Genomic DNA, 22,236 nt, shown 5'->3' on the forward strand with positions numbered 1-22,236 from the left:
GCGGCGCCTGTCGCCGCGCTCGCGACGGGCCCGCCGGGACAGGACGGAAAGCGGCACCGCACACCTCCTCATTCGGTGAGGATGTAGTCCTCGGCGGCGTCGTCCCACCGCAGGTTCACGAGCTCATCGGCCTGCGCGGCCTTGCAGAACTGCAGGAAGTTCCGGTACCCAAGCGCCTTCTCGCTGAAGTCAGGGCGCCGCTTGCGCAGGCTGTTCTTCAGGCCGGAGAGCAGCACGGGCCCGTCCGCGCTTGCGACGACCTCCTGGAGCAGCGCAAAAGCGCTGTCGCGCTCGCCGCGCTCCGGCAGGGACACCTCCGGGTCACCAGCCGCAGGGCCAGCCGAGAGCTCGACGATGCCACGCTCGGCGAGATGCTTGAGGATCTCGCCGAAGGACCGGAAGCCGTAGTCGGATTCGGTGAACGTCGGGTCCTTGCGCAGCAGCGTCCGCTTGAGGACGGAGGCGGTGACCGCGCCTGATGCTGACGCGAGTCCGGCCAACGTCTGGGCGACAAGCACCTCGAGGGGCTGGGCCTCGGCTTGTGCCTCGGCCTCGACGGCGTCCGGCTCGGCGGGCGTGACCAGCTCCACGGGCACCGGCTGGCCTTCGGGCTGCCCCTCCGCCGCGGAGGCTGTCGTGAGCGCGGGCTCGCGAATCGTGGTGGCGGCGCGCCGGGAGCCCCGTGGCCGCCGCTCACGCGGCTCGAGCTCCTCGGGGACCTCGACCCCTTCGAGCCGGTCATAGAAAAGGAACTCGTCGCACGCCGGTGGCAGCAGGCGGGACGTGGATTGCTCGACCCCGACGCCGATCACCCGCTTGTTCAACTCTCGGAGCTTGTGCACGAGGGGTGAGAAGTCGCTGTCCCCCGTGCACATGACGAACGTGGAGACGTACTCACGCTCGAACGCCATCTCGATCGCGTCGACGACCATCTTGATGTCCGCGGCGTTCTTCCTTGACGCACCCATCCGCTGCGGCATCTCGATGAGCTCGACCTGGTGGCGTGTCAACGAGCGCCGGTCCTCGTCGAAGTAGGACCAGTCCGCGTACGCCCGGCGGACGAGGACCCTGCCCCGCACGGCGAGGGCGTCGGCGATCGGCCCGAAGTCGAACGTCATCCCACCCAGGTGCTCGCGGGCGCCGAGTGCGAGGTTCTCGTAGTCGAGGAAGACGGCCAGGCGCTCTTCAGTGTCCATCCGGCCAGCGTAGGAGGTCATCCTCACCAGGCGGCGGTGGCCGGCGAGCTGGGCCCGGCCGGTGGCCGGGCCCCGCCCCTTGCGGTCAGTCGCCCGGTCAGTCGCCCTGGGTGTCCCAGCCGTAGTCCGGCAGCTCGAAGAAGTCGTCCCCGTCGAGGGTGTCGACCTCCCCGGTCGCCATCGCGTCGATCAGCGACTCGATGCCGGTCTGGACGCTCTGCACCAGCATGCCGTGGAGCTTCTGGCCCAGGTCGTCCTGCTGCCCGCGCACCTCGAACAGCACGGTGGCCGAGCCGTTGAGGGCGAACGCGGACCGGCCCTGGCCGGCGTACTCGCGGTCGTCCGGGTGGTAGTACCGGCCCACCGCCGCGAGCGGGGACCGCTCGCTGTAGGCCTCCTGGATCCCGTTGGCGACGGCGAGGGCGTGGCGGCGTGAGGCGTCCTGGTCGAGCAGCGGCCAGTCCTCCTGGTACGCGGCCCCGTCCTCGACGCCGAGCGGCGGGTAGTCCAGGGAGACCGAGATCGGCCTACCGTCCTGCGCCCCACCGGTGAGGGCGTCGCACGGGCCCATGTGGTGCAGATCGACGACGGCGTCGACCTCGCCGAACTCCTCCTGCAGGTCCACGTAGACGTCACGGATGGCGCGGGACTCGGGCGCGAGGAAGAAGCCGGCGTCGCGCTGGTTGCCCGGCAGGTCGCCCGGCTGCGGGACGTAGTCCAGGTCCGGGTTGAAGTCACGGTTGAGGTCGAAGCCCGGCAGGTCGATCCCGTCGCCGCGCAGCGAGTGGTACCAGGCCCGCGGCGCGCCATCCAGCTGCGGGTACTCCTCGACGACGTCCGCCCAGTCCACCACGTTGATCCGCCGGTTCAGCTCGCCGCCGTCGGGGTTGGCCATGGGCATCGCCACCAGGGTGACGCCCTCGAGCGCCCGCACGGTGTCGGGGTCGTTCCCGCTCGCCAGATCCTTGAGGATGGCGAGGAGCGCCTCGGTGCCGGTGCGCTCGTTGCCATGGATGGCGCTCTGCACGATCAGGACCCGGTCGCCGGTGCCGACGCGTGCGGCATGGATGTCGCGGCCCTCCTGCGTCTGGCCCACGACCTCGACCTCCACGCGCCCGGCGCTGGTGGCCTCGATGCGCCCCAGCTCGGCCACCATCTCCTCGTAGCTGGTCCAGCCGCTGTACTGCGGGTCGTCGAAGATCTTGCAGGAACCGGACGCCGGCTCCCCGGCGCCCTCGGGTGGCGCGGCGGCCGCGGCGGGCACGAACGCAAGCGGCGCGGTCAGTGCGACGGCGGTGGCGAGGCCGAGTGCGGTGCTACCGCGCCGCGTGACGTGTGGCATGTGAAGCCCTCCCAGGTGGCGGACCGGCGCGCCGGTCGAGCGGAATGCTGCGTGGCCGAGCGGCCGGGGAGGGCGGTGCCGTCGTGGCTCGTCAGGGGCGACCGCGCGGCGGTCGCTCCTGGGTGTGAGCCAGCGTCAGTCAATCCCCCATTGACTGCTCGCGCCGCGGGTACGGAGTCTGACGTCCGGTTCCCGTGACGTGCGTCATATCCAGCCATCACCCGTCCGGTTGGTCAAGAGGCCGCAAAGAAGATCGGCACGGGTCGACGAACTCCCGGCCATTGCCGCCCGCGAGGTCAAGGCATCGCACGGTGGCGTTCAGTCCCAGCCCCTCGGGCGGTTTCCCGTGCGCCCGCGCGCCGAAGGACGTAGTCGCCGGCCGCGCTTCGGCGCCGCGCGTCTGTCGATCTGGTCTCATCCGGCCCGCCATGCGAGCGGGGACAGGTTGTCTGGGCTACAACAAGCAGGTGAGCGACGATCCCGATCTCATCCGCGTGGACGGCACGGACCGTGTCTTCCGCCGCAGCCGCATCCTCGTGGTCCTGCTCATCCCCATCGCGATGGCCCTCATCGCGGTGTCGTCGATCAACGTCGCGCTGCCGACGATCTCGCAGACCCTCGGTGCCACCGACTCCGACCTCCAGTGGGTGCTCTCCGGCTACGCGCTCACTTTCGGCATCACCCTCGTGCCCGCCGGCCGCGCCGGGGACGTGCTCGGCCGCGGCGCGTTCTTCGTCATCGGGCTCCTGGTGTTCTCGCTCGCCTCGCTGGCTTGTGGCCTCGCGCCGACGCCGGAGCTCCTCAACGTCGCCCGCTTCGCCCAGGGCATCGGGGCGGGCCTGTACAACCCGCAGACCATGGGGATGATCCAGCAGTACTGGCAGGGCATGGAGCGCGCCCGGGCCTTCGCCCTGTTCGGCACCGTCGTCGCCGTCTCCGTCGCCGTGGGGCCGGTCCTCGCGGGCGGCATCATCCAGGTGTTCGGGCCGGAGGCCGGCTGGCGGGCCACGTTCCTCATCAACTTCCCCCTCGGGCTCCTCGGCTGCGTGCTCGCCCTGTGCTGGTTCCCGTTCGGCAAGGAGCGAGCGCGCCGCGCCGCGAGGAGGGCGGCGAGGCTGGCGCGCAAGGCCCGGACGTCGGCCGGCGTCGTCGCCGCGGCCGTGCCGCGCCTGAAGGTGGACCTCGACCCCGTGGGCGCGACGCTCCTGGCGCTCGCCGTGCTGTGCGTGATGCTGCCCTTCATGTCCGACGGCGGCGGCGTCATCTGGCTCCTGCTGACGGCCGGCGTGGCGCTCGTCGTCCTGTGGTGCCTGTGGGAGCGGCGCTACAAGGCGCGCGGGCGCGCCCCGATGGTGGACCTGGCGCTGTTCTCGTTCCCGTCGTTCTCCAACGGCACGGCGGTGGCCGGCACGTTCTTCCTCGGATCCACGTCGATCTTCGTGGTGGTCGCCCTGTACATGCAGAACGGCCTGGGGGCGAGCGCGCTGGAGACCGGCCTGATCGGCCTGCCCAACGCCGTCGTCTCCGCGTTCGCCTCCATCTGGGCCGGCCGTCACGCGCTCACGCGCGGCCGCACGATCGTCATCGGGGCGTTGGGCTGCCTCATCGCCGGCGTCGCGCTCAGCGTGGCCGTCGCACTCCTGGTCGAGGCGTTCGGCATCAGCTTCTGGTGGCTGGCCCTGCCGCTCACGCTCGTCGGCATGGGCCAGGGCGCCCTGGGCTCGGCCAACCAGACGCTCTCCCTCCAGGACGTCCCGACGGGCTACGGCGGGACCGCCGGCGGTGTGAAGTCCACGGCGGAGCGCATCGGCACCGCCATCGGCAACGCGATGATCACGGCGATCTTCTTCGGCGCCGTCGGGGCCGGCGCCTGGGAGACCGGGTTCGCCGCGGCTTTCGGCGCCATCTGCCTGTGCCTGGTCGTCGCCCTGCTCGTCGCCGTGCACGACCGCAGGATCTCCGGGAACGGCCCCGCCGTCGCGCCGGGGGTGTCTCGCTAGGCTCCTGCCGGGTCGAACCGGCAGCCCGCGCGCACCGCGGGCGCGCGGCCTCGTGGATGGGCCGCGGCACCAGCGGGTCGAAGCTGTAGCTCACCGCTCCCCCACCGTCTCGTACGTCTCCCGGGCCAGGGCGGCGGTCTCCTCCGCAGTCGGCACGGCGTCCTGGGCGCCGGGCCGGGTGACGGCGAGCGCGCCGGCCGCGGACGCGAGTCGGGCGGCGTCGGCCAGCGGAGCGCCGTCGGCGAGGGCGGCGGCCAGCACGCCGCAGAAGGTGTCCCCGGCGCCGGTGGTGTCCACGGGGGTCACGCGGGGGGCGGCGACGGCGACCGGGTCGGCGCCACGCTCGGCCACCAGGCAGCCGCGGCCGCCGAGGGTGATGACGACGGCGGGCACCTGGCGGAGCAGGCGGGCGGCGAGGGCGGCGGGATCGTCGTCGGGCACCTCGCCGTCGGACGCGGTGGCGCCGGGCGCGGCGGCGTGGGGCGGTGCCCCGTCCGCCGCCTCCGGCAGCCGCGCCAGGTCGCGCGCCTCGTGCTCGTTGACCACCAGCACGTCGACGGCGTCCCACGCCTCCTCGGGCAGCTCCCGGGACGGCGCGGCGTTCAGCACGAACCGCGCGCCGCGGCGCCGGGCGTGGGCCGCGGCGAGCACCGTCTCGAGCGGGATCTCCAGCTGCGCGAGCACCACGTCGGCCTCGGCGAGGCGCGCGGCGGCGTCGCCGTCGACCACGACGAGCTCGTTCGCCCCCGGCGCGACGACGATCGCGTTCTCGCCGTCGGTGCTCACCGTGATGAGCGCGGCGCCGGTGGCGGCGTCGCTGCGGGCTACCAGGTCGGTGCGCACGCCCACGCGCTCCAGCGACGCCAGCAGCAACCCGGCGGCGTCGTCCCGGCCGAGCGCCCCGAGGAACGTCGTGTCCGCCCGGCCCGCACGGGCGGCGGCCACGGCCTGGTTGGCGCCCTTGCCGCCGGGGGTGCGGCGCAGCTCGCCGCCGAGGATCGTCTCGCCAGGGCCGGGGTGGCGCGGGACGTCGACGACGAGGTCGACGTTCGCGCTGCCGACCACGACCACCCGCCCGCTCACGGGGCCCCCTCCTGCAGGGCGAGGGTCCGGCGCGCGAGGTCCTCGATGCGCTGGGGGCCACCGGGCAGGGACGTGGCGATGGTGCCGCGCAGCGGCGCGGTCCAGTACTCGCCGATCCCCTCGGCGCCGACGAGCGCCCCGACCACCGACCCCGCGGTCGCGCCCACCGAGTCGGTGTCCCACCCGGCGGTGACGGCGATCGAGATGCTGGCCACGAACTCCCCGCCGCCCTTCGTCAGGGCGTAGGCGATGACGGCGGCGTTGTTGAGCACGTGCACCCAGTGCAGGTGCCCGTACTCGGCGTGCAGGGCGTCGAGGCCGGCGGTGACGGCGTCCCCGCGCGTGGCGACCTCGCGCCCGAACGCCACGGCCGCGGCCAGGTCGCTGCCGGGCGGGATGGCGGCCGCGGCGGCATCGAGCGTCTCTTCCACAGTCGCGCTCACCATCGAGGCCGAGCACAGCGCCGCGGCCCACATCTCGCCATAGACGCCGTTGCGGGTGTGCGACAGGCGCGCGTCCGTCCACGCCAGGCGGGCCGCGCCGCGCACGTCGCCGGGCCGCACCCAGCCGAGCACGTCGCCCCGGATCAGGGCGCCGATCCACTCGCGGAACGGGTTGAGATAGGTCGCCGTCTCCGGCACGGGCCGGGCGTCGAGGATGTTGCGGTACGCGGCCCGCTCGGCGGTGAAGATCCGCCCGGCGGGCAGGTTCTCGAGCCACAGCTGGGCGACGTCCTCTGTGTCGAAGCCGAGCCCGGCCCGCTCGAGCAGGTCCAGGGCGAGCATCGCGTAGTTGAGGTCGTCGTCCTCGGGCATGCCCGCGATGTTCTCCTCCAGGCTCGTCGGGCCGCTGCGGCGGTTCCACGGCCACCGCTGCGCCACCTCGTCCGGCAGCCCGACGGCGGTGAAGTAGCGGTCCAGCGGCCGGCGCCCGGTGGCGCGAAGGATCTCCTCGATGCCCTGGCGCGGGATCTTCTCCACGGGCTTGCCGAGCAGGCACCCGGCGGCCCGGCCGGTCCAGGCGCCGAACACGCGACTCTCCAGGCCGGCCGGGTCCGGCGCGGACAGGGCCGACGCCGACGGCAGGAGCGCCTCGATCTCCGACCAGTCGTCGGGCTGGTTCGGGGCCGGCGCGGCGGGCCGCCCGGCCAGCTCGGCCAGCAGCTCGCGGGCCAGCGTCCGCAGCTCGGGCGAGCCCGGCGTGGGGCCCGCGCCGCTCACGGCGGGCTCGACGTCGCCCCCGGCGGCGGCCCACCGGTCCGCGACGTCGGCCGTCTCGCGGCCCTCGGTCGCCGACTGGAGCAGCTCCTGCGCGAGCAGGTCCTCCGGCGCCGACCAGGTCAGCCTCACGGAACCTTGCTCCCCTCGCGAACTTCCGTGCTCAGCGCCGCGACGTTGGCGCCCCAGTCGAGACGCTCCTGCTCGAGGCGTACGTCCGCGCCCAGGATCGCGACGACAGGCCCGGCGTGCTGCGCGCGCAGCAACGACCAGGCGGGACCGGACTCCGCAAGCCGCTGGGCCGCCGGCGCCGTGGTGAGCATGCTCACGGCGCCGACTCTATCGAGGGGCCGACAAGCCGGTGCAGCGCTCGCCCGCGCGGCGCCGCCCGCACAACGGGATGCCGGACCGCGAGCGCTCTTCCCGGCCGTAGGGCTCACGTGACTCGCGAGCCGGACTCCGGTCACCGCGGCCCGCGCCCACCCAGGCGCAGTGATCACACTCCCGCGGTCTCCGGCGGCCGGGCGACGAGTGCCCACAGCGCCATATTTCCGTGGACTCCCTCGCTCCGCCGCGGGAGGCTGAGTGACATCCCACCTACCCGCGCCCTCGGCGCGGCCGAAAGAGGCACCATGTCCGCGGCCCAGACGCCAACCCCGCCGACGACGAGCACGCTCCCCCGCGCGCTGCGGCCGTTCGCCGTCGCCCAGTACCGCGTGCTCGTCGGCGCCCTGACGCTGTCCCTGCTGGGCACCGGGATGTGGCTCGTCGCGGTCGTCTGGCAGGTCATCGACCTCGGCGGCGGGCCCGTTGAGCTGTCCCAGGTGGCGACCGGCGCCGCGGCCGGCGCGGTGGTGGCCGCGCTGTTCGGCGGCGTGCTCGCCGACCGGGTCTCGCAGCGGTGGATCCTCCTGGGCGTCGAGGCCACCAAGGCCGTCCTGGTCGGCGTCGCGGCGTGGTTGTCGCTGACCGGGACGCTCGAGCTGTGGCACATGGTGCTGCTCGCCGTCGTCGTCGGCGCCACCGACGGGTTCTTCTACCCGGCCTACACGGCGATCCTGCCCACGATCCTGCCCCCCGAGCAGCTCCTCGCCGCCAACGGCGTCGAGGGGATGATGCGTCCGGCGCTCATGCAGGCCGCCGGCCCGGCGCTGGCCAGCGCGGCCCTGGCCGCCGCTTCTCCCGGCCTCGCGCTGGCGGCCGTCGCCGCCTCGCAGCTGCTCGCCGTCGTCGGCCTGGCCCTGCTGCGCACCGCCCCGGTGCGCCGCGAGCGCGCCGCCGCCGACGCCCACCCGCTGCGCGCCATCGGCGCCGACCTGCGCGAGGGCTTCGTCTACATGGCCCGCACGCCGTGGCTGCTCGGCACGCTGCTCTTCGCCTGCGGCTGGGTGCTGCTGATGATGGGCCCGATCGAGGTGCTGCTGCCCTTCGCGGTGCGCGACCAGGCCGGCGGCGGCCCAAGGGAGTTCGCGCTGGTGCTCGCGGCGTTCGGCGTCGGCAGCGCGATCGGCTCCTTCGCCGTCGCGTCCTGGCGCCTGCCGCGGCGCTACCTCACCGCCCTGGTGCTGGCCTGGGCCGTGGGCAGCCTCCCGCTCGTCACAGTGGGGTTGACGAACCAGCTGTGGGTCATGGTGGCCGCCGTGTTCGCCGTCGGCCTGACCAGCGGCATGGGCAACGTCATCTGGGGCACGCTGCTCCAGCGGCGGGTGCCGCCGGCGCTGCTCGGCCGGGTCTCAAGCCTGGACTTCTTCGTCTCGCTGCTGCTCATGCCGGTGTCCATGGCGCTGGCCGGGCCGATCGGCGAGGCGATCGGGCTTCGGCCGGTCTTCGTGGTGGCGCCGCTGGTGCCGGTGCTCTTCGGCGTGCTCGCGTGGCTGCTCGCCCGCATGCCCCGCGACGAGATGGAGCACCCGCTCGACCGGAAGATCCCCACGCCGGAGGGCACCCTGGCCGGCTGAGCTCTGTCCGCCGTCAGCGGCCTCCGCCGTTGGCTCGCCGCACGGAGCGCGCGCCGCGCCCCGGCGCGCCGTCGATCCCGCCCGCGCCGTCAGGCCCGGCGCTCGCCCGCGCCATCGAGCAGGCGCTGCACCTCCCCCGGGTCGGCCATCACGGCGGCGGCGGTCCAGCCCATGGCGATTGCGCACTCCAGCATGAGGTCGTAGGCCTGAGGGGAGTCGGCCACGGCCGCGAACTCGTGGGTGTGGATCGGGACGCCGCACCCCGGCACGCCCACCCAGGGATGGATGCTCGGAATGACCCGGGAGACGTTCCCCATGTCCGTCGAGCCGCCCCCGAGCTCCGCACCGGGCTCGACGTCGTGGCCGAAGAATCCGATGGCCTCCCCCCAGCGGGCGCAGAGGCCCTCGTCGTGCACGAGCGGCTCGTACAGCGGCTCGGTGGGCGACATCTCGAGGACGGCGCCGGTCGCCAGCGCGCCTGCCTCGAAACAACGCCGCACTCGTGCGATCAGGGCCTCGTACTCCGGCAGGGTGAAGGCCCGGCACTCGAAGTCGACGACGGCGGTGTCCGGGATGATGTTCGTGGCCCTCCCCGCCTCGGAGACGACCAGCGCCACCCGATGGTCTCCCGGCAGCTGCTGACGCAGCAGGCCCACCGCCACCTGCGCGATCACGGCGGCGTCCGCGGCGTTCACACCCAGGTGCGGCGCGGTGGCCGCGTGCGAGGCGCGGCCGCGGAAGGTCGCGCGATACCTGCCGACGGCCTGGGAGGTCGTCCCGACGGGGTTGTAGCTGAGGCCCTCCTGGAACGGGTGGACCATCATCGCCATTGCCACACCGTCGAAGACGCCGCGCTCGAGCAGGATCGACTTCCCGCCACCGTGCTCCTCGGCCGGGGTGCCGATGACCTTCACCGTGATCCCCAGCTCGTCGGCGACTGGCAGCAGGCCCAGCGCCGCGCCCACGCCGGCGCCCGCAATGAGGTTGTGCCCGCAGGCGTGGCCCACCCCGGGCAGGGCGTCGTACTCGACGCAGATCCCGACGGTCAGCCGCCCGCCGCCGGCGGTGGCGGTGAACGCGGTGGGCAGTCCGCCGGCGCCACGCTCCACCGTGAAGCCGCTGCGTTCGAGCAGCGCGCTGATTGCGGCCGACGCCCGATGCTCCTCGAAGGACAGCTCCGGGTCGGCATGGAGCCGCCTGCTCAGTCCCAGGACGTCCTCGGCCCGGGCTGCGACGGCTCGGGCGATCCGTGAGCGGACGCCGGAGGTCTCCTCGACGAGGTTGGCAAGGTCCACGGTGGCTCCGTTCATCTGGTCGGCCGCCGGTGCCGTCACGCCCGATGGTGCCGTCGGGCGGATGGTGTGTTCCCCGCGCCACCGGTAGTGTGGCCCGCCTCACACCCGCCGTCCGCCCCCTCGGCTGAGGGCCTCCCGGACGACCGATCGCCTGGAGGTCGGGAGTGGACAACATCAGAGACGTCTTCGGCGCGTGGCGGCTCCACGTCGTCGTGCTGCTCATCGTGGTCGCCGCCCAGCTGATCGGGGTCCGGCAGATCGACGTCGGCATCGGCGCCATCCTCTTCCTGCCGCTGCTGTACGCGTTCGTCATCGGGCTGCTGCTCAACCCCAACGTCACCGGCCGCATCGCCCGGATCATGGGCTCGCGCGAGGTGCGGGTCGCCTCGCCCATGATCGTGGTGGCGATCATGCCGTTCATCGCGAAGTTCGGCACCACGATCGGCCCGGACGTCGACGAGATCATCGCCGCCGGGCCCGCCCTGGTCCTGCAGGAGATCGGCAACCTCGGCACGATCGCCCTGGCGTTCCCCATCGCGGTCTGGGTACTCAGGATGGGGCGGGAGGCGGTCGGGGCGACCTTCTCCGTCGCCCGCGAGCCGAGCATCGCCATCGTCGCCGAGCGGTACGGCCTCAAGGGGCCGGAGGGCACCGGGGTGCTGGCCGTCTACGTCGTCGGCACGCTCTTCGGCACCATCCTCTACTCGGTCATGGTCTCCTTCCTGGCCTCCGTGGACATCCTCGACATCCGGGCGATGGCCATGGCCTGCGGGGTGGGCAGCGGCTCGATGATGGCCGCCTGCAGCGGCGCGCTGGCGGCGGCGCTGCCCCAGCAGGAGGACACGATCGTGGCGTTCGCCGGCTCGAGCAACCTGCTGACCTACGCCACCGGCATGTACGTCTCGCTCTTCGTGGCCCTGCCCCTGGTGGAGTGGATGTACCGCAAGGCCCGTCCGGACGCGCGGGCTCAGGTCGGGGCCGAGGGAGGTGCCGTGTGAGCACCGCCGACACCGCGAAGGTCCGCGACGAACAGGTGCAGAAGCTGCCGCTGGGTCCAGAGCTCCTGGCGCTGCTGGTCGTGCTGCCCATCGGGTGGGTCGCCCAGCTGGTTGCCACGGGCCTGCCCGCCGGGGACGCCGCGTTGGGCATGCTCGTGCTGGCCGCTGTCGCGGTGGTCGGCATCCTCATCACGCGGGCGACCGCGTTCCTGAGGCTGCCCAGCGTCGCCTGGGTCTCCATCGTCGGCATCCTCGCCAGCATTCCCGCTTTCCCGTGGGGCGAGGCCGTCGTCGGCCTGGTGGGCGGCATCGACTTCCTGGCGCTGAGCGTGCCCTGCCTCGCCTACGCCGGGCTCGCGATCTCGCGGCGCGAGATCGCCATCGCCAAGCACTCGGGCTGGAAGCTGCTGGTGGTTGGCATCTTCGTGCTCATCGGCACGTTCCTGGCCTCGGCCGTCATCGCCCACATCACGCTGCAGGTCACCGACTGACGGCGCGCGGCCACAGTGCGGGTGGCCACTCCCGTGTCAGCCCGCGCGCCGCGCCGATCGATAGCGCCGGATGAGGTTGTTGGTGGTCGGGGACCTCGTCGGCCGGGTGGACGAAGCCCATGAAGCCGGCGGGCGCAGTCCGGGTGCCCTGGTGGACTAGCTGGCAGAGGGCGTGCTGGCCGTCCGTGCCGGGCTCGCCCCACACCACCGGGCCGGTCTGATAGGTCACGGGCTCGCCGTCGAGCGTGACGGACTTGCCGTTGGACTCCTCCATGCCCACCTGCTGCGGGCAGGCCGGGAAGCGCGCGAGATACTGGTTGGAGGGCAGGACGGCGTGCGTCGCGGTGCGGGTGTGGGCACAGGCTCGGTGGGGGCTTAGACGCCTTGGACGCGGGTTCCTGCGTGGCGGGGGTGGCCGGGCTGCGGCAGGGACCGCACCGAGCGACAGCTCAGCCCCCACCCTCCGACGGCCCCGTTCCGCCGTCGTCCCGCTCGCACAGGTGCGGCACGCCGTCGGGTCCGGCGGTGTACAGCCACTCGCGGTCGCCGCGGGCCAGGACCACGCGGTAGCCGTCGACCAGCGCCTGGGTGTAGAGGTGTCCGGGCCGCGGGCAGCCCAGCGACCCGTCCGGGAAGGTCTCGCGCTGCGCGAGGACCACGCGGACGGGGGCGTCGCCGGAGCCCAGCCGCGCGGTGAGGTCGGCGACGGCGGCCTCGGCAACGGTCTCGGGCACGGGTGCGGGTGCGGGTGCGGGTGTCACGGTGCTCCCCTCTGGGGTGCCGCGCTCGGCGCTCCCGTCACCGGTGCCCGGCATCGATGAAGGCGCCGCGGACGACGGCGCGGCGGGTGGCTCGCCCCCGCTCCCGGCGCAGCCGGCGAGGAGCGCGGCACAGCAGGCCAGCGCGGCGACCGGCCTGCCGCCGGAGCTGAGGCGGCGCGTCCCCATCGTCAGCCCAACGCCTGGCGATGCCGGCTCTTGAGGGCCACATAGGTCACGGCGTTCTGGACCAGCGCTTCCCGCTGCGCAGGCGAGAGTTCGCGCCGCACGCGCGCGGGCACGCCGGCCACGAGGGAGCCGGGCGCCACCTCCATGCCCTCCTGGACCACCGCCCCGGCGGCGACGAGGCTGCCGCGGCCGATGCGGGCGCCGTTGAGCACGACCGCGCCCATGCCGATGAGGCAGTCGTCCTCCACCGTGCAACCGTGAAGCACCGCCCGGTGCCCGACGGAGACGTTGGCGCCCACGCTGACCGGGTGCCCCGGGTCGGTGTGGACGACGCAGCCGTCCTGGACGTTGGAGCCACGGCCGATCGAGATTTCGTCCATGTCCCCGCGGAGCACGGCGCCGTAGAAGACGCTGGCGTCGGCGGCAAGGCTGACCCGGCCGACCAGGATGGCGCCCGGCGCCACCCACGCCTCGGCGGCCACGGCCGGCTCGACGTCGTCGAAACGGACCCTCATGGCCTCGTCGGTGCTGCGTCCGGTGTCCATGTGCCATCCCATCTCTCGCCGAGGTCCGGCCGCCGCCGCGCCTTGCCCACGTGACCGGCGTCCTCACCGCTGCAGCCTACGGACGCGCGTGCCCCGGCGCGGTGCGGGGGATCCATCCCGCCGCGACGCCCGCAGGAGGTGTGTCGAGCCGGGCCACGAGGTCGGTGTGCCGAGCTGGCGAGGACGCCCGCCAGGGCATCGTGGAGCACGCCGCGTTCACCGGACTCCCTCCCGGGTCGGGTAGGACGCCTGACATACGACGAGGCAGCGGATGCGCCCGCGGGCGGGCCGTCCAATGCTGGAGCAGCACGGGCGGCGGCCGCCGCCCGTGCTGAGGAGGGAGAGACCGCGATGCCCAAGACCAACAAGGACGGCTCCGCCAAGCAGAGCGAGCTGCCCAGCACCCTGAAGAAGTCCGACGCCAAGGCCCAGCGCACCTTCGCCAAGGCTCACGACTCCGCCGCGGAGTCCTACGGCGAGGGCGAGCGCGCGAACCGCACGGCCTACTCGGCGCTCAAGCACACCCACGAGAAGGTGGGCGACCACTGGGAGCCCAAGGACTCCAAGGGCCCCTCGGACGAGAAGGCCGAGGGCGGCCGCGGCTCCAAGGGCGAGACCAAGGGCGGCGTGAACGCCAACGCCTCCAAGGAGCACCTAATGGACATCGCCAAGAAGCTGGACGTCCCGGGGCGCTCGAAGATGAACAAGGACGAGCTCGTGGACGCCATCCAGAAGGCCAACGAGCGGGAGACCCGCAAGAACCGCTGACGACCCACGCACTACCGCAACGAGCCGGAATCCGCACGAGTTACGGCCGATACCCGTACGCTACGGGGCATGTCGCCAGCGTCGGCGCGGCACCCGCGCGCCGTGAAGCCCTCCCAGCTGCTCACCATGCTGCTCGCCTTCCTGCTGCTCGCGGGCGCCAGCGGCATCCTCACGGCGGGGCTCGTGATGCCCGCCGTCGGCGCGGTCGGGACGGTCACCACCGCCTCGACCGACCTGTTCGAGGACCTGCCCAGCGAGCTCGCCATCCCGGAGCCGTCCCAGCAGAGCGTCATGCTCGCCGCGGACGGCTCCCCGCTCGCGACGTTCTTCGCGGAGAACCGGATCGTCGTCGGCCTGGACCAGATCGCCGAGCCGATGCGCCACGCCGTCGTCGCCGTCGAGGACCGCCGCTTCTACGAGCACAAGGGCATCGACCCGGACGGCATGGCCCGCGCGGCGGTGAACAACCTCGCCGGCGGCCCGCTGGAGGGCGCCTCCACCCTCACCCAGCAGTACGTCAAGAACGTCCTCATCGAGGCCGGCCGCGTCTCCGGCGACGACGCCGCGATCGCCGAGGCCACCGAGACGTCCCTGGGCCGCAAGCTGCGCGAGGCGCGGCTGGCCATCGCCCTGGAGGAGCGGGTGAGCAAGGACCAGATCCTCGAGGGTTACCTCAACATCGCCCAGTTCGGGCCCTCGGTGTGGGGCGTGGAGGCCGCCGCCCGGCACTACTACAACAAGTCCGCGGCCGAGCTCAGCGTGGCGGAGGCCGCCCTGCTCGCCGGCATCACGCAGTCCCCCGCCAAGTGGGACCCGGTGCGCAACCCGGACAACGCCCAGCACCGCCGCGACGTCGTGCTCGGCACCATGCTCGACCAGGGCTACATCGACCAGGCGCAGTACGACGAGGCGGTCGCCCTCCCGGTCGCCGACATGCTGAACGTGCAGACCACCCCCAACGGCTGCGCCGCCGCCGGCACCGCGGCGTACTTCTGCGAGTACGTCGTCAAGGACCTGCTGAACAACGAGTCGTTCGGCAAGGACATCACCGAGCGGCGCCAGCGGCTCACGCGCGGCGGCCTCATCATCCACACCACCCTGGACCCCGCGAAGCAGCAGGCCGCGTACGACTCCGTCGTCGCCTCGGTGCCGGTCAACGACCGCTCCGGCATCAAGATGGCGCTGTCCTCCGTCGAGCCGGGCACCGGCAAGATCCTGGCAATGGCGCAGAACACCAACTTCGGCGCCACCACCCCGGAGGACCCGAACGCCACGATGCTCAACCTCAACGTGGGCAAGAGCCACGGCGGCGGGCTGGGCTTCCAGTCCGGCTCGAGCTTCAAGGTGTTCACCCTCATCGAGTGGCTGGAGACGGGCCACTCCCTGAACGACCGGGTGCTGTCGACCAAGAAGGTCTTCCCGCGCGCCAGCTGGGACATCTCCTGCGCCCCGGAGCACAAGGCGGACTACAACAACGCCACGAACATCGACGGCATGCCGACCTCGCGCACGATGTCGGTGCTCGAGGCGACCCGCCAGTCGGTCAACCTCACCTTCATCGAGATGGCCAACCAGATGGACATGTGCGCCATCATCGACAACGCCGAGCGGATGGGCCTGACCCAGGGCGACGGCTCGCCGCTGATGCCGAACCCGGCCGCCGTCCTCGGCACCAACACCGTCACGCCGCTGGCGCAGGCCGCCGCGTTCGCCACCCTCGCCGCGGGCGGCAACTTCTGCACCCCGGTCGCCATCACCAAGGTCACCGACCGCGACGGCGCCGAGGTGCCGGCCCCGCCGGCGACCTGCACGCAGGTGCTCGAGCCGGACGTCGTCAACGGCGTCAACCACGCCCTGCAGCAGGTGGTGTCGAACCGGTCGCTGGCCACCGGCCGCAGCGCCGTGCTGCCCGGCCGGCCCGCCGCGGGCAAGACCGGCACGGCCAACGAGGACGCGCACGCCTGGTTCGTCGGCTACACCCCGCAGCTCGCCGCGGCGGTGTGGATGGGCCACTCGCAGGGCGACAAGTCGATGATGGACGCGGTCATCGACGGCCGGTACAACCAGTGGGTCTTCGGCGGCTCCTACCCCGCCGAGACGTGGCAGGCCTACATGGCCCGCTCGCTCCAGGGCGCGCCCGTCGAGCGGTTCCCCGACGCCCGCTCCCGCGTCATCTTCGGCGAGCGCCTCGCGGTGCCCGCGGTGGCGGGCCGGTCCCTCGACGCCGCCCGCGCCATCCTCGAGGATCGCGGCTTCCGGGTGCGAGTGGGCGGCGCCGTCTCCTCCGACCTGCCGGCCGGAAGCGTCGTCGTCACCTGGCCGGAGGCCGGGGCGCGCGTGACGCCGGGAACCACGGTCGTCCTCTCCCCCAGCTCCGGCCCCGCCCCCGAGCCGCCGCCGGCGCCCACGCCCGACGGCGGAAGCCCGCCGCCCGCCGAGGCCGTCCCCGCCGCGTCGCCGCCCGCGCAGTGACGGGGCGCCGGGTCCGGCTGCGGGCGCCGCCTCTCGCGACGGCGCCGTCTCTTGCGGCGGCGCCGTCTCTTGCGGCGGCGCCGTCTCTTGCGGCGCGTCGCCGAACAGGCCCTGATCCGGCGTTTCGGCGTGGGGACGGCGGATCAGGGCCTGTTCGGCAGGCGCACTTGTCGTTGTAAGTGGTGGCGGCGGGCACACCGCCATCCTGGCTGCGCCTCGTTCACACCGCGGGGCGGAGAGGTGGCCGAAGGCCTCCCACGCCGGCGCACGTTGGCACAGAATGGGCGAGCACCCGACGCGCGAGGAGGACGTTGATGGACACCCTGCTCAACCCCTACCTGAACTTCCGTGACAATGCCAAGGAGGCCATGGAGTTCTACCAGTCGGTCTTCGGCGGCGAGCTCCAGACCAGCACCTTCGCCGAGTACCAGGCCAGCGAGGACCCGGCCGAGGCGGACAAGATCATGCACTCCCAGCTGCGCACCGAGGGCGGCATGGTCCTCATGGCCGCCGACACCCCGAACAGCATGGAGTACAACCCGGGAAACAACTTCTCCGTCTCCCTCAGCGGCGACAACGAGGAGGAGCTGCGCGGCTACTGGGACAAGCTCTCCGACGGCGGGCAGACGGTCATGCCGCTGGAGAAGGCGCCCTGGGGCGACACCTTCGGCATGTGCATCGACAAGTTCGGCATCAGCTGGCTGATCAACGTCGCCGGTGAGGCGCCGGAGGGCGGCGAGGACGCCGAGGATGCCGGGGAGACGCAGGAGTCCAAGGCATCGCAGTAGCCGCGCAGCAGGAGCGGTGGCGTGACCGCGGCAGCACCGGGCTGCCGCGGTCACGCGTCTCCGGCCGCGCCCTCCCGTGCCATCACGGCCCGGCGCCACGGGTCAGTCGGCATCGGGGCGGCCGGCGGGCCGGCGGACCCGAATGCAGTGCCTGGGACATGGGGTCGCTCCGTCCCGGCGACCGGTGGGGTCAGCCGGCCGGTCTGCCGTCCTCGGCGGGCGTGCCGTCGCTCAGCGCGCCGGCGATCTCCCGCGCCCAGTGGTCGATGTCCGCCCAGTCGCGGACGTCGCCCTCGGGCATCAGGTCGCGCCCGGCGGGCAGCTTGCGCACGGCCCGCTCGGCCAGGTTGAGCCGTCCGGGCCGCAGCGCCCCGAAGAAGACGCGGTGCCCGCGCGGCCGCACGGCGTCGACGAGCTCGGGCAGCTCCGTGGGCGCGGAGGACTCCTTGAGGTCCGCACCGTCCTTGTCCCTCGCCTCCGCGCCTAGCGGCCCGCTGCTGAACAGCCACACCGGCTTCTCGCCCAGCGTCTCGGCGTTCTTCAGGACGAACGCCGTGGCGCCCCTGTGCCAGTGGCCCATGTACACCGAGCTGCCGATCACGGCGGCGTCGTAGCGGCCGAGGTCGGCGACGTCGCTGACCGGCGCGACGTCGACGGCGTGCCCGGCCCCGCGAAGGGCGCCGGCGATGCGCTCGGCGATCTCCGCCGTAGCGCCGTGCCTGCTGGCATAGGCGATCAGGGTCCGCATGACGCTCACCTCGACCTCCACGATGCCTCGCGCGGCCGGTCTTCCGCGAGGGGCGAAGGCCCCGGCCAGCCAGCGCGCCTACGGAGTCCATGTCGTCGAGCGCCGTGCGGCGGCCCGCACCGACTCCAGGCGCGCCTCGTCGAGCACCTCGCGCTGCCGCGCGATCCACCTGGCGAGGCGCCGCCGCGCGACGACGGCGACCCCTTCGGGCCCAGCCTTGACGGTGATCTCGCGCGCGCCGACCGGCGCGATCACCGGCGTGACCGGCACCGGGAAGCCGCAGGCGGCGCCGAGCAGCCTGGCGGCGCGGGCGGCCTCGTGCCGGCTGTTGCGGATGTAGGGCTGCCGGGCGCCGTTGACCATGAAGGTGTTGCCGGCGATCCAGACGTTGGCGCCCGGGTGGTGCTTGGCGTTGACGGTGAAGACGCCCGCGGGGCCGATGACGACGTGGTCGATGTCCGAGCCCTTGGTACCGGGACCGCGTTGAGACAGCGCCAGCGCGGGTCCCGCCGGACGAGCTTCTCCAGCTCGGAAGCCACGCGCTCCTCCCCCACCGCACCGATGCGCCAGGCCCGCTCCTCGGTGTGCACGCCGAGCACCCGGGCGACGAAGGTGCGCACGGGTGCCGCCTGCCGCAGAGTCTCTGCCTGCTGCCGCGCCATGGCGCCCGCCGCGCGGCCCACGAGGTCCGGGCCGTGGTCGTCCGCGCTGTGCACAGGGCGAGCGTGGACGGGCGGAACACTCGCGGGCTGAGCGGGCGGTGCGGAACCGATGGACCGTGACGGCGCCGCGCCCGGGGCGGGAGCGGGAGGATGGCGCAACCACTCCCCGACGGCGGCCTGGAGCGCGACCAGGCTGTCCGCCGACTGTGGGTGCGCCTGGTGTGTGGCGAGGTCGTACCAGCCGACGGGTACGCCGTCGGCGGCGGTGACGTAGAGCCGGTCCTTCCCGTACCTCCGCCACCGCCGCACCGTCGCCGCAGCGTCCGTCGGTGAATGCTGCGGCGACAGCCCGCCCGGGCGCGTGGGCCCATTTTCGGACGCCGACTCCTCCATAGTTAGATGTTGCCGGGCGCACGGCGCGCGCGACGGACGAACCGGCGTCGGATCGTGAACTCGCACTATCGGCGCCGCAGCGGTGACCGGCTCGCCGCCGCGACCTAGCGACAGTCCCTTGCGGTCACGGTCACCACGAGAGTTCCGCCGCGGCCACCGGGCGACAGGCCGGCCCGGCCACTCGCCGCCGCCGGCCCGCGGCGCCTCAGCGGGCCGCGGCGACCGGCACGGCCTCCTCGGCGAAGCTGCCGATCCAGTCCAGCACCTCGGGGATGTCGACGCGCTGGGAGTAGGCGTCGCCGGCGCAGGTGCTGTTCAGGACGTAGGAGTTCACCGCCAGGACGGTGTCGGTGCCCCGGGCCAGGTCCGGGGCACCGGAGTCGCCGAAGCAGGTGCCGCCGTGCCGCTCCGACCGGTCCGGGCTCAGCCGGACGAACTCCTCGGCGTTGGGGTACGTGCCGGGGGCGTCGATCTCGCTGGGCGCGTAGTACCGCGCGCGGAGCCCGGTCCACCGCGGTTCGTTCGGGCCGCCCACGTTGGCCTGGACGCCGTAGCCGACGATGTCGACCGGGGTCTCGCCCGGCAGCGTGTCGACGAGCCAGGCGTCCGGCAGCTCGGCGTACCGGCTCACGACCTCGGTGGGCACCGGCTCGCTCAGCACGACGACGCCGACGTCGCGGACGACCACCGCCGTGGCGCCGTCGCCGCACTCCACGCAGAAGCCCGGCGCGGTGTACGGCACGCCGTCGTAGGAGGTGGCGCCCCTGCCGGGGTACTCGGGGTTGTCCTGGACGCTCTCGTCGACCCAGATCCGGGCGGTGTCGGCGCCGCTGGTGCAGTGGCCCGCGGTCAGCACCAGGGTCGCGCTGAGCAGCGCGGCGCTGCACCGGCGCGTGGCCACGCCGTCGTCCTCGAAGACCGCCAGGCCCACGTAGGGATGGCGGCCGCCGTCCGGCTCCCCGTTCGTGATCGCGGACGCGACGGGGGCGAGGACCGCGGCCCCGGCCGTGACGAGCGCGGCGAGCAACGTCTTGCGCATGTCGGGTCTCCTCGCGAGGGTCGCAGGAGCGGGCGCCCGGGCGGCGGCTCTGGCGCCAGCAACGTACGCCCGCAGGAGTTCATTCGCGTTACGGACCCGTGATCCGCCCGACGCCCTGGGCGGTGGCAGGGACGGTGCTCGGCACCCCGGGCAGCAGGGACGGTGCTCGCTCGGCGCCCCAGGCAGAGCACCGGGACGGCGATCGGCGGACGTCGCAGCCACCACCCACTCGCGATCTCCGCGCCGGGCGGTCAGCGGGCCGCCGAAGATGTCCGAACTTGCCGTTCGCGCCGCAGACGGGAAGTCAGGGCCTTCTCGGCGCACCCTCCGCCCAGTGCGCCGGCCGGGCGAGTGCCGCCGGCAGCCGGGTGGCGGCGTCGCCTCGGGCGCACTCACCGCGGCCGTCCCAGCGCGCGGAGCCGGCGCCGCCGCGGCCGTCCCGGCGTGCGGAGTCGGCGCCGCCGCGGCCGTCCCAGCGCGCGGAGCCGGCGCTCGCCCCGGCCGTCCCAGCGCGCGGAGCCGGCGCCGCCGCGACCTCGTGGCCGTGTCAGTCCGCCGGCCGGACCGGGGGCGCGTCGCGGTGACGCCGGTGCAGCGCCACGTATGTGGCGGCGTTCCGCTGCAGGCCGGCCACCTCCTCGGGGGTCACCCGGCGGACGCGGGCGGGCACGCCGGCGACCAGCGACCCCGGCGGCACCTGCATGCCCTCCGGGACGACGGCGCCGGCGGCCACCAGGCTGCCGCGGCCGATCCGGGCGCCGTTGAGCACGACGGCGCCCATGCCGACGAGGCAGCCGTCCTCCACCGTGCACCCGTGCAGCACCGCCCGGTGCCCGACGGACACGTTCGCGCCGACCCGGACCGGCCGGCCGGGGTCGGTGTGGAGAACGCACCCGTCCTGGACGTTGCTGCGCGGCCCGATCCCGGTGGCGTCGCCGTCGGCCCGCAGGACCGAGCCGTACGCTCGCCTCGGCGCCCAGCCTGACGGCGCCGGCGAGCACCGCGGTCGGGGCGCCCCACGCCACGGCGTCGACCTCCGGCTCAGCACCCTCGAAGCTCACGACCAGGGTCGGTCCGGTCCCTTGAGTGGTCCATCCGCTCACCGCCGCGCCAGGTACGGCCGGCCGGCCCCGACGGCGGCGATCCGCTCCTCGGCGAGGTGGCCCGCCGCGTGCGCGGGGCTGATGCCCTGCTCCGCGGCCCGCCGCAGCACGCCGAGGGTCGCGTCGAAGAGCCCCTCGACGCGGTGCCTGGCGCGGTCGAGGTCGAATCCCTCCAGCTCGTCGCTGACCTGGATGACGCCGCCGGAGTTGACCAGGTAGTCCGGGGCGTAGGTGATGCTGCGCTCGACCATCCGCTCGGCGAGCCCGCCCTCGCCGTCGTCGGCGAGCTGGTTGTTCGCCGCGCCGCAGACCACCTTGGCGCGCAGCGCCTCGATGGTGGGCCGGTCCAGCGCGCCGCCGAGCGCGCACGGCGCGTAGACGTCGAGCCGGGAGCGGACGAGCTCGTCGGTGCCGGCGGCCACCTCCACCTCGGGGTGCTCGGCGCGCACGGCGTCGACGGCCTGCTCGCGCACGTCGGTGACGACCACGTGCGCGCCGGCGCCGAGCAGGTGGCCCACCAGTTGGTGGCCGACCTTGCCCACGCCTGCGACGCCGACCGTGCGGCCGCGCAGGGAGGTGGTGCCCCATACGTGCTCGGCGCAGGCGCGCATGGCGGTGAAGACGCCGAACGCCGTCAGGACCGAGGAGTCTCCCGACCCGCCGTGCACGGTGCTGCGTCCGGTGACGTGCCGGGTCTCGCGGTGGATGACGTCCATGTCGGGCACGAAGGTGCCGACGTCGCAGGCGGTGATGTACCGCCCGCCGAGCGACTCGATGAACCGGCCGTAGGCGCGCAGCAGCGCCTCGGACTTGTCTGTGGCGGGGTCGCCGATGATGACGGCCTTGCCGCCGCCGAGGTCCAGCCCGGCGAGGGCGTTCTTGTAGGTCATGCCGCGCGAGAGGCGCAGGACGTCGGCGAGGGCGTCGTCCTCGGTCGCGTACGGGAAGAACCGGGTGCCGCCGAGGGCCGGGCCGAGGGCGGTGCTGTGGATGGCGATGATGGCCCGCAGCCCGCTGGCGCGGTCGTGGCAGTACGCGACCTGCTCGTGCCCGTGGGCCGGGTCGAACGGGCCCGGCGCGCGGAAGGCGGTGGGGCGGGTGCCGGGGCTGGTGCCCGGCTGCACCTCGGGGTGCGTCAGGACGCTCACGATGTCGACTCCTTCGTCATCTCGTGGATGAGCGGCGCCCGCG

At 73.7% G+C, this 22,236-nt stretch carries 20 protein-coding genes and 1 pseudogene; 7 read left to right on the top strand and 14 right to left on the bottom strand.

Features of this window, described 5'->3' with window-relative positions; genetic code table 11:
• Positions 1 to 68 precede the first annotated feature (68 nt).
• A complete protein-coding gene (locus ACF0H8_RS14600; protein ID WP_395289616.1) occupies positions 69 to 1,196 on the bottom strand; it encodes an NYN domain-containing protein in 1,128 nt (375 codons plus the stop codon).
• Positions 1,197 to 1,293: 97 nt separating this feature from the next.
• Positions 1,294 to 2,538 carry a M14 family zinc carboxypeptidase gene (locus ACF0H8_RS14605; protein WP_395289617.1) on the bottom strand — a complete coding sequence of 415 codons (1,245 nt, stop codon included), beginning with the start codon at positions 2,536 to 2,538 and terminating at the stop codon, positions 1,294 to 1,296.
• Between the two features lie 467 nt (positions 2,539 to 3,005).
• Here ACF0H8_RS14605 and ACF0H8_RS14610 point away from each other — a divergent pair, with 467 nt between their 5' ends.
• Complete coding sequence (locus ACF0H8_RS14610) at positions 3,006 to 4,538, top strand: MFS transporter (protein ID WP_395289618.1); 1,533 nt, start codon at positions 3,006 to 3,008, stop codon at positions 4,536 to 4,538.
• A 90-nt stretch (positions 4,539 to 4,628) separates the two neighbouring features.
• Here the strand turns inward: ACF0H8_RS14610 and ACF0H8_RS14615 are convergent, their stop codons facing one another.
• The 3 genes from ACF0H8_RS14615 to ACF0H8_RS14625 are packed head-to-tail and all read right to left on the bottom strand — an operon-like array spanning position 4,629 to position 7,167.
• The gene (locus ACF0H8_RS14615) at positions 4,629 to 5,621 is read right to left on the bottom strand and encodes a ribokinase (RefSeq protein WP_395289619.1); all 993 of its coding nucleotides are present in this window, start codon (positions 5,619 to 5,621) and stop codon (positions 4,629 to 4,631) included.
• Complete coding sequence (locus ACF0H8_RS14620) at positions 5,618 to 6,970, bottom strand: ADP-ribosylglycohydrolase family protein (RefSeq protein WP_395289620.1); 1,353 nt, start codon at positions 6,968 to 6,970, stop codon at positions 5,618 to 5,620. The genes ACF0H8_RS14615 and ACF0H8_RS14620 overlap by 4 nt, the downstream gene beginning before the upstream one ends.
• Positions 6,967 to 7,167, bottom strand: coding sequence for a hypothetical protein (locus tag ACF0H8_RS14625; protein WP_395289621.1), 201 nt, complete (start codon positions 7,165 to 7,167; stop codon positions 6,967 to 6,969). Before ACF0H8_RS14625 ends, ACF0H8_RS14620 begins: the two co-directional genes overlap by 4 nt.
• A gap of 303 nt (positions 7,168 to 7,470) precedes the next feature.
• Between ACF0H8_RS14625 and ACF0H8_RS14630 the strand changes: the two genes are divergently transcribed.
• On the top strand, positions 7,471 to 8,796 hold the full coding sequence (locus ACF0H8_RS14630) for an MFS transporter (RefSeq protein WP_395289622.1): 1,326 nt from the start codon (positions 7,471 to 7,473) through the stop codon (positions 8,794 to 8,796).
• Between the two features lie 89 nt (positions 8,797 to 8,885).
• Here the strand turns inward: ACF0H8_RS14630 and ACF0H8_RS14635 are convergent, their stop codons facing one another.
• Positions 8,886 to 10,130, bottom strand: coding sequence for a M20 family metallopeptidase (locus ACF0H8_RS14635; protein WP_395289623.1), 1,245 nt, complete (start codon positions 10,128 to 10,130; stop codon positions 8,886 to 8,888).
• Between the two features lie 125 nt (positions 10,131 to 10,255).
• Between ACF0H8_RS14635 and ACF0H8_RS14640 the strand changes: the two genes are divergently transcribed.
• Positions 10,256 to 11,089 carry a DUF3100 domain-containing protein gene (locus tag ACF0H8_RS14640; RefSeq protein ID WP_395289624.1) on the top strand — a complete coding sequence of 278 codons (834 nt, stop codon included), beginning with the start codon at positions 10,256 to 10,258 and terminating at the stop codon, positions 11,087 to 11,089.
• Complete coding sequence (locus ACF0H8_RS14645) at positions 11,086 to 11,580, top strand: hypothetical protein (RefSeq protein WP_395289625.1); 495 nt, start codon at positions 11,086 to 11,088, stop codon at positions 11,578 to 11,580. The genes ACF0H8_RS14640 and ACF0H8_RS14645 overlap by 4 nt, the downstream gene beginning before the upstream one ends.
• 76 nt (positions 11,581 to 11,656) lie before the next feature.
• On the opposite strand, the pseudogene ACF0H8_RS14650 reads toward ACF0H8_RS14645, so the two are convergent.
• The 3 genes and pseudogenes from ACF0H8_RS14650 to ACF0H8_RS14660 all read right to left on the bottom strand — a co-directional run.
• A pseudogene (locus ACF0H8_RS14650) lies at positions 11,657 to 11,920 on the bottom strand (glucose-6-phosphate isomerase); the annotation flags it as partial.
• A 109-nt stretch (positions 11,921 to 12,029) separates the two neighbouring features.
• Entirely contained in the window at positions 12,030 to 12,341 is a 312-nt protein-coding gene (locus tag ACF0H8_RS14655; RefSeq protein ID WP_395289626.1) for a hypothetical protein, read from the bottom strand.
• Between the two features lie 188 nt (positions 12,342 to 12,529).
• The gene (locus tag ACF0H8_RS14660) at positions 12,530 to 13,072 is read right to left on the bottom strand and encodes a gamma carbonic anhydrase family protein (RefSeq protein ID WP_395289627.1); all 543 of its coding nucleotides are present in this window, start codon (positions 13,070 to 13,072) and stop codon (positions 12,530 to 12,532) included.
• A 351-nt stretch (positions 13,073 to 13,423) separates the two neighbouring features.
• Between ACF0H8_RS14660 and ACF0H8_RS14665 the strand changes: the two genes are divergently transcribed.
• The 3 genes from ACF0H8_RS14665 to ACF0H8_RS14675 all read left to right on the top strand — a co-directional run bounded on the left by ACF0H8_RS14665 (position 13,424) and on the right by ACF0H8_RS14675 (position 17,100).
• Positions 13,424 to 13,840 (top strand): ChaB family protein, encoded by a 417-nt coding sequence (locus tag ACF0H8_RS14665; protein ID WP_395289628.1) that lies wholly within the window; start codon positions 13,424 to 13,426, stop codon positions 13,838 to 13,840.
• Positions 13,841 to 13,909: 69 nt separating this feature from the next.
• A complete protein-coding gene (locus ACF0H8_RS14670) occupies positions 13,910 to 16,312 on the top strand; it encodes a transglycosylase domain-containing protein (protein ID WP_395289629.1) in 2,403 nt (800 codons plus the stop codon).
• Between the two features lie 314 nt (positions 16,313 to 16,626).
• Positions 16,627 to 17,100 carry a VOC family protein gene (locus ACF0H8_RS14675; RefSeq protein ID WP_395289630.1) on the top strand — a complete coding sequence of 158 codons (474 nt, stop codon included), beginning with the start codon at positions 16,627 to 16,629 and terminating at the stop codon, positions 17,098 to 17,100.
• 190 nt (positions 17,101 to 17,290) lie between these two features.
• Here the strand turns inward: ACF0H8_RS14675 and ACF0H8_RS14680 are convergent, their stop codons facing one another.
• The 5 genes from ACF0H8_RS14680 to ACF0H8_RS14700 form a co-directional block, all read right to left on the bottom strand.
• The gene (locus ACF0H8_RS14680; protein ID WP_395289631.1) at positions 17,291 to 17,848 is read right to left on the bottom strand and encodes a flavodoxin domain-containing protein; all 558 of its coding nucleotides are present in this window, start codon (positions 17,846 to 17,848) and stop codon (positions 17,291 to 17,293) included.
• A 78-nt stretch (positions 17,849 to 17,926) separates the two neighbouring features.
• A complete protein-coding gene (locus ACF0H8_RS14685; protein ID WP_395289632.1) occupies positions 17,927 to 18,925 on the bottom strand; it encodes a nuclease-related domain-containing protein in 999 nt (332 codons plus the stop codon).
• Between the two features lie 183 nt (positions 18,926 to 19,108).
• Positions 19,109 to 19,942 carry a trypsin-like serine protease gene (locus ACF0H8_RS14690; protein WP_395289633.1) on the bottom strand — a complete coding sequence of 278 codons (834 nt, stop codon included), beginning with the start codon at positions 19,940 to 19,942 and terminating at the stop codon, positions 19,109 to 19,111.
• A 547-nt stretch (positions 19,943 to 20,489) separates the two neighbouring features.
• On the bottom strand, positions 20,490 to 20,786 hold the full coding sequence (locus ACF0H8_RS14695) for a gamma carbonic anhydrase family protein (RefSeq protein ID WP_395289634.1): 297 nt from the start codon (positions 20,784 to 20,786) through the stop codon (positions 20,490 to 20,492).
• A 255-nt stretch (positions 20,787 to 21,041) separates the two neighbouring features.
• Positions 21,042 to 22,193: a Glu/Leu/Phe/Val dehydrogenase dimerization domain-containing protein gene (locus tag ACF0H8_RS14700; protein ID WP_395289635.1), complete on the bottom strand. Its 1,152-nt coding sequence runs from the start codon at positions 22,191 to 22,193 to the stop codon at positions 21,042 to 21,044.
• Positions 22,194 to 22,236 lie beyond the last annotated feature (43 nt).

The organism is Georgenia sp. AZ-5, assembly GCF_043952095.1.
In the GTDB taxonomy this organism is placed as follows: Bacteria; Actinomycetota; Actinomycetes; order Actinomycetales; family Actinomycetaceae; genus Georgenia.

Excerpts from the sequence above, each read along its gene's own strand:
- ACF0H8_RS14675 (WP_395289630.1), top strand. The coding sequence starts at position 16,627 with ATGGACACCCTGCTCAACCCCTACCTGAACTTCCGTGACAATGCCAAG.
- ACF0H8_RS14630 (WP_395289622.1), top strand. The coding sequence starts at position 7,471 with ATGTCCGCGGCCCAGACGCCAACCCCGCCGACGACGAGCACGCTCCCC.
- ACF0H8_RS14600 (WP_395289616.1), bottom strand. The coding sequence starts at position 1,196 with ATGGACACTGAAGAGCGCCTGGCCGTCTTCCTCGACTACGAGAACCTC.
- ACF0H8_RS14690 (WP_395289633.1), bottom strand. The coding sequence starts at position 19,942 with ATGCGCAAGACGTTGCTCGCCGCGCTCGTCACGGCCGGGGCCGCGGTC.
- ACF0H8_RS14670 (WP_395289629.1), top strand. The coding sequence starts at position 13,910 with ATGTCGCCAGCGTCGGCGCGGCACCCGCGCGCCGTGAAGCCCTCCCAG.
- ACF0H8_RS14680 (WP_395289631.1), bottom strand. The coding sequence starts at position 17,848 with ATGCGGACCCTGATCGCCTATGCCAGCAGGCACGGCGCTACGGCGGAG.
- ACF0H8_RS14605 (WP_395289617.1), bottom strand. The coding sequence starts at position 2,538 with ATGCCACACGTCACGCGGCGCGGTAGCACCGCACTCGGCCTCGCCACC.
- ACF0H8_RS14660 (WP_395289627.1), bottom strand. The coding sequence starts at position 13,072 with ATGGACACCGGACGCAGCACCGACGAGGCCATGAGGGTCCGTTTCGAC.
- ACF0H8_RS14665 (WP_395289628.1), top strand. The coding sequence starts at position 13,424 with ATGCCCAAGACCAACAAGGACGGCTCCGCCAAGCAGAGCGAGCTGCCC.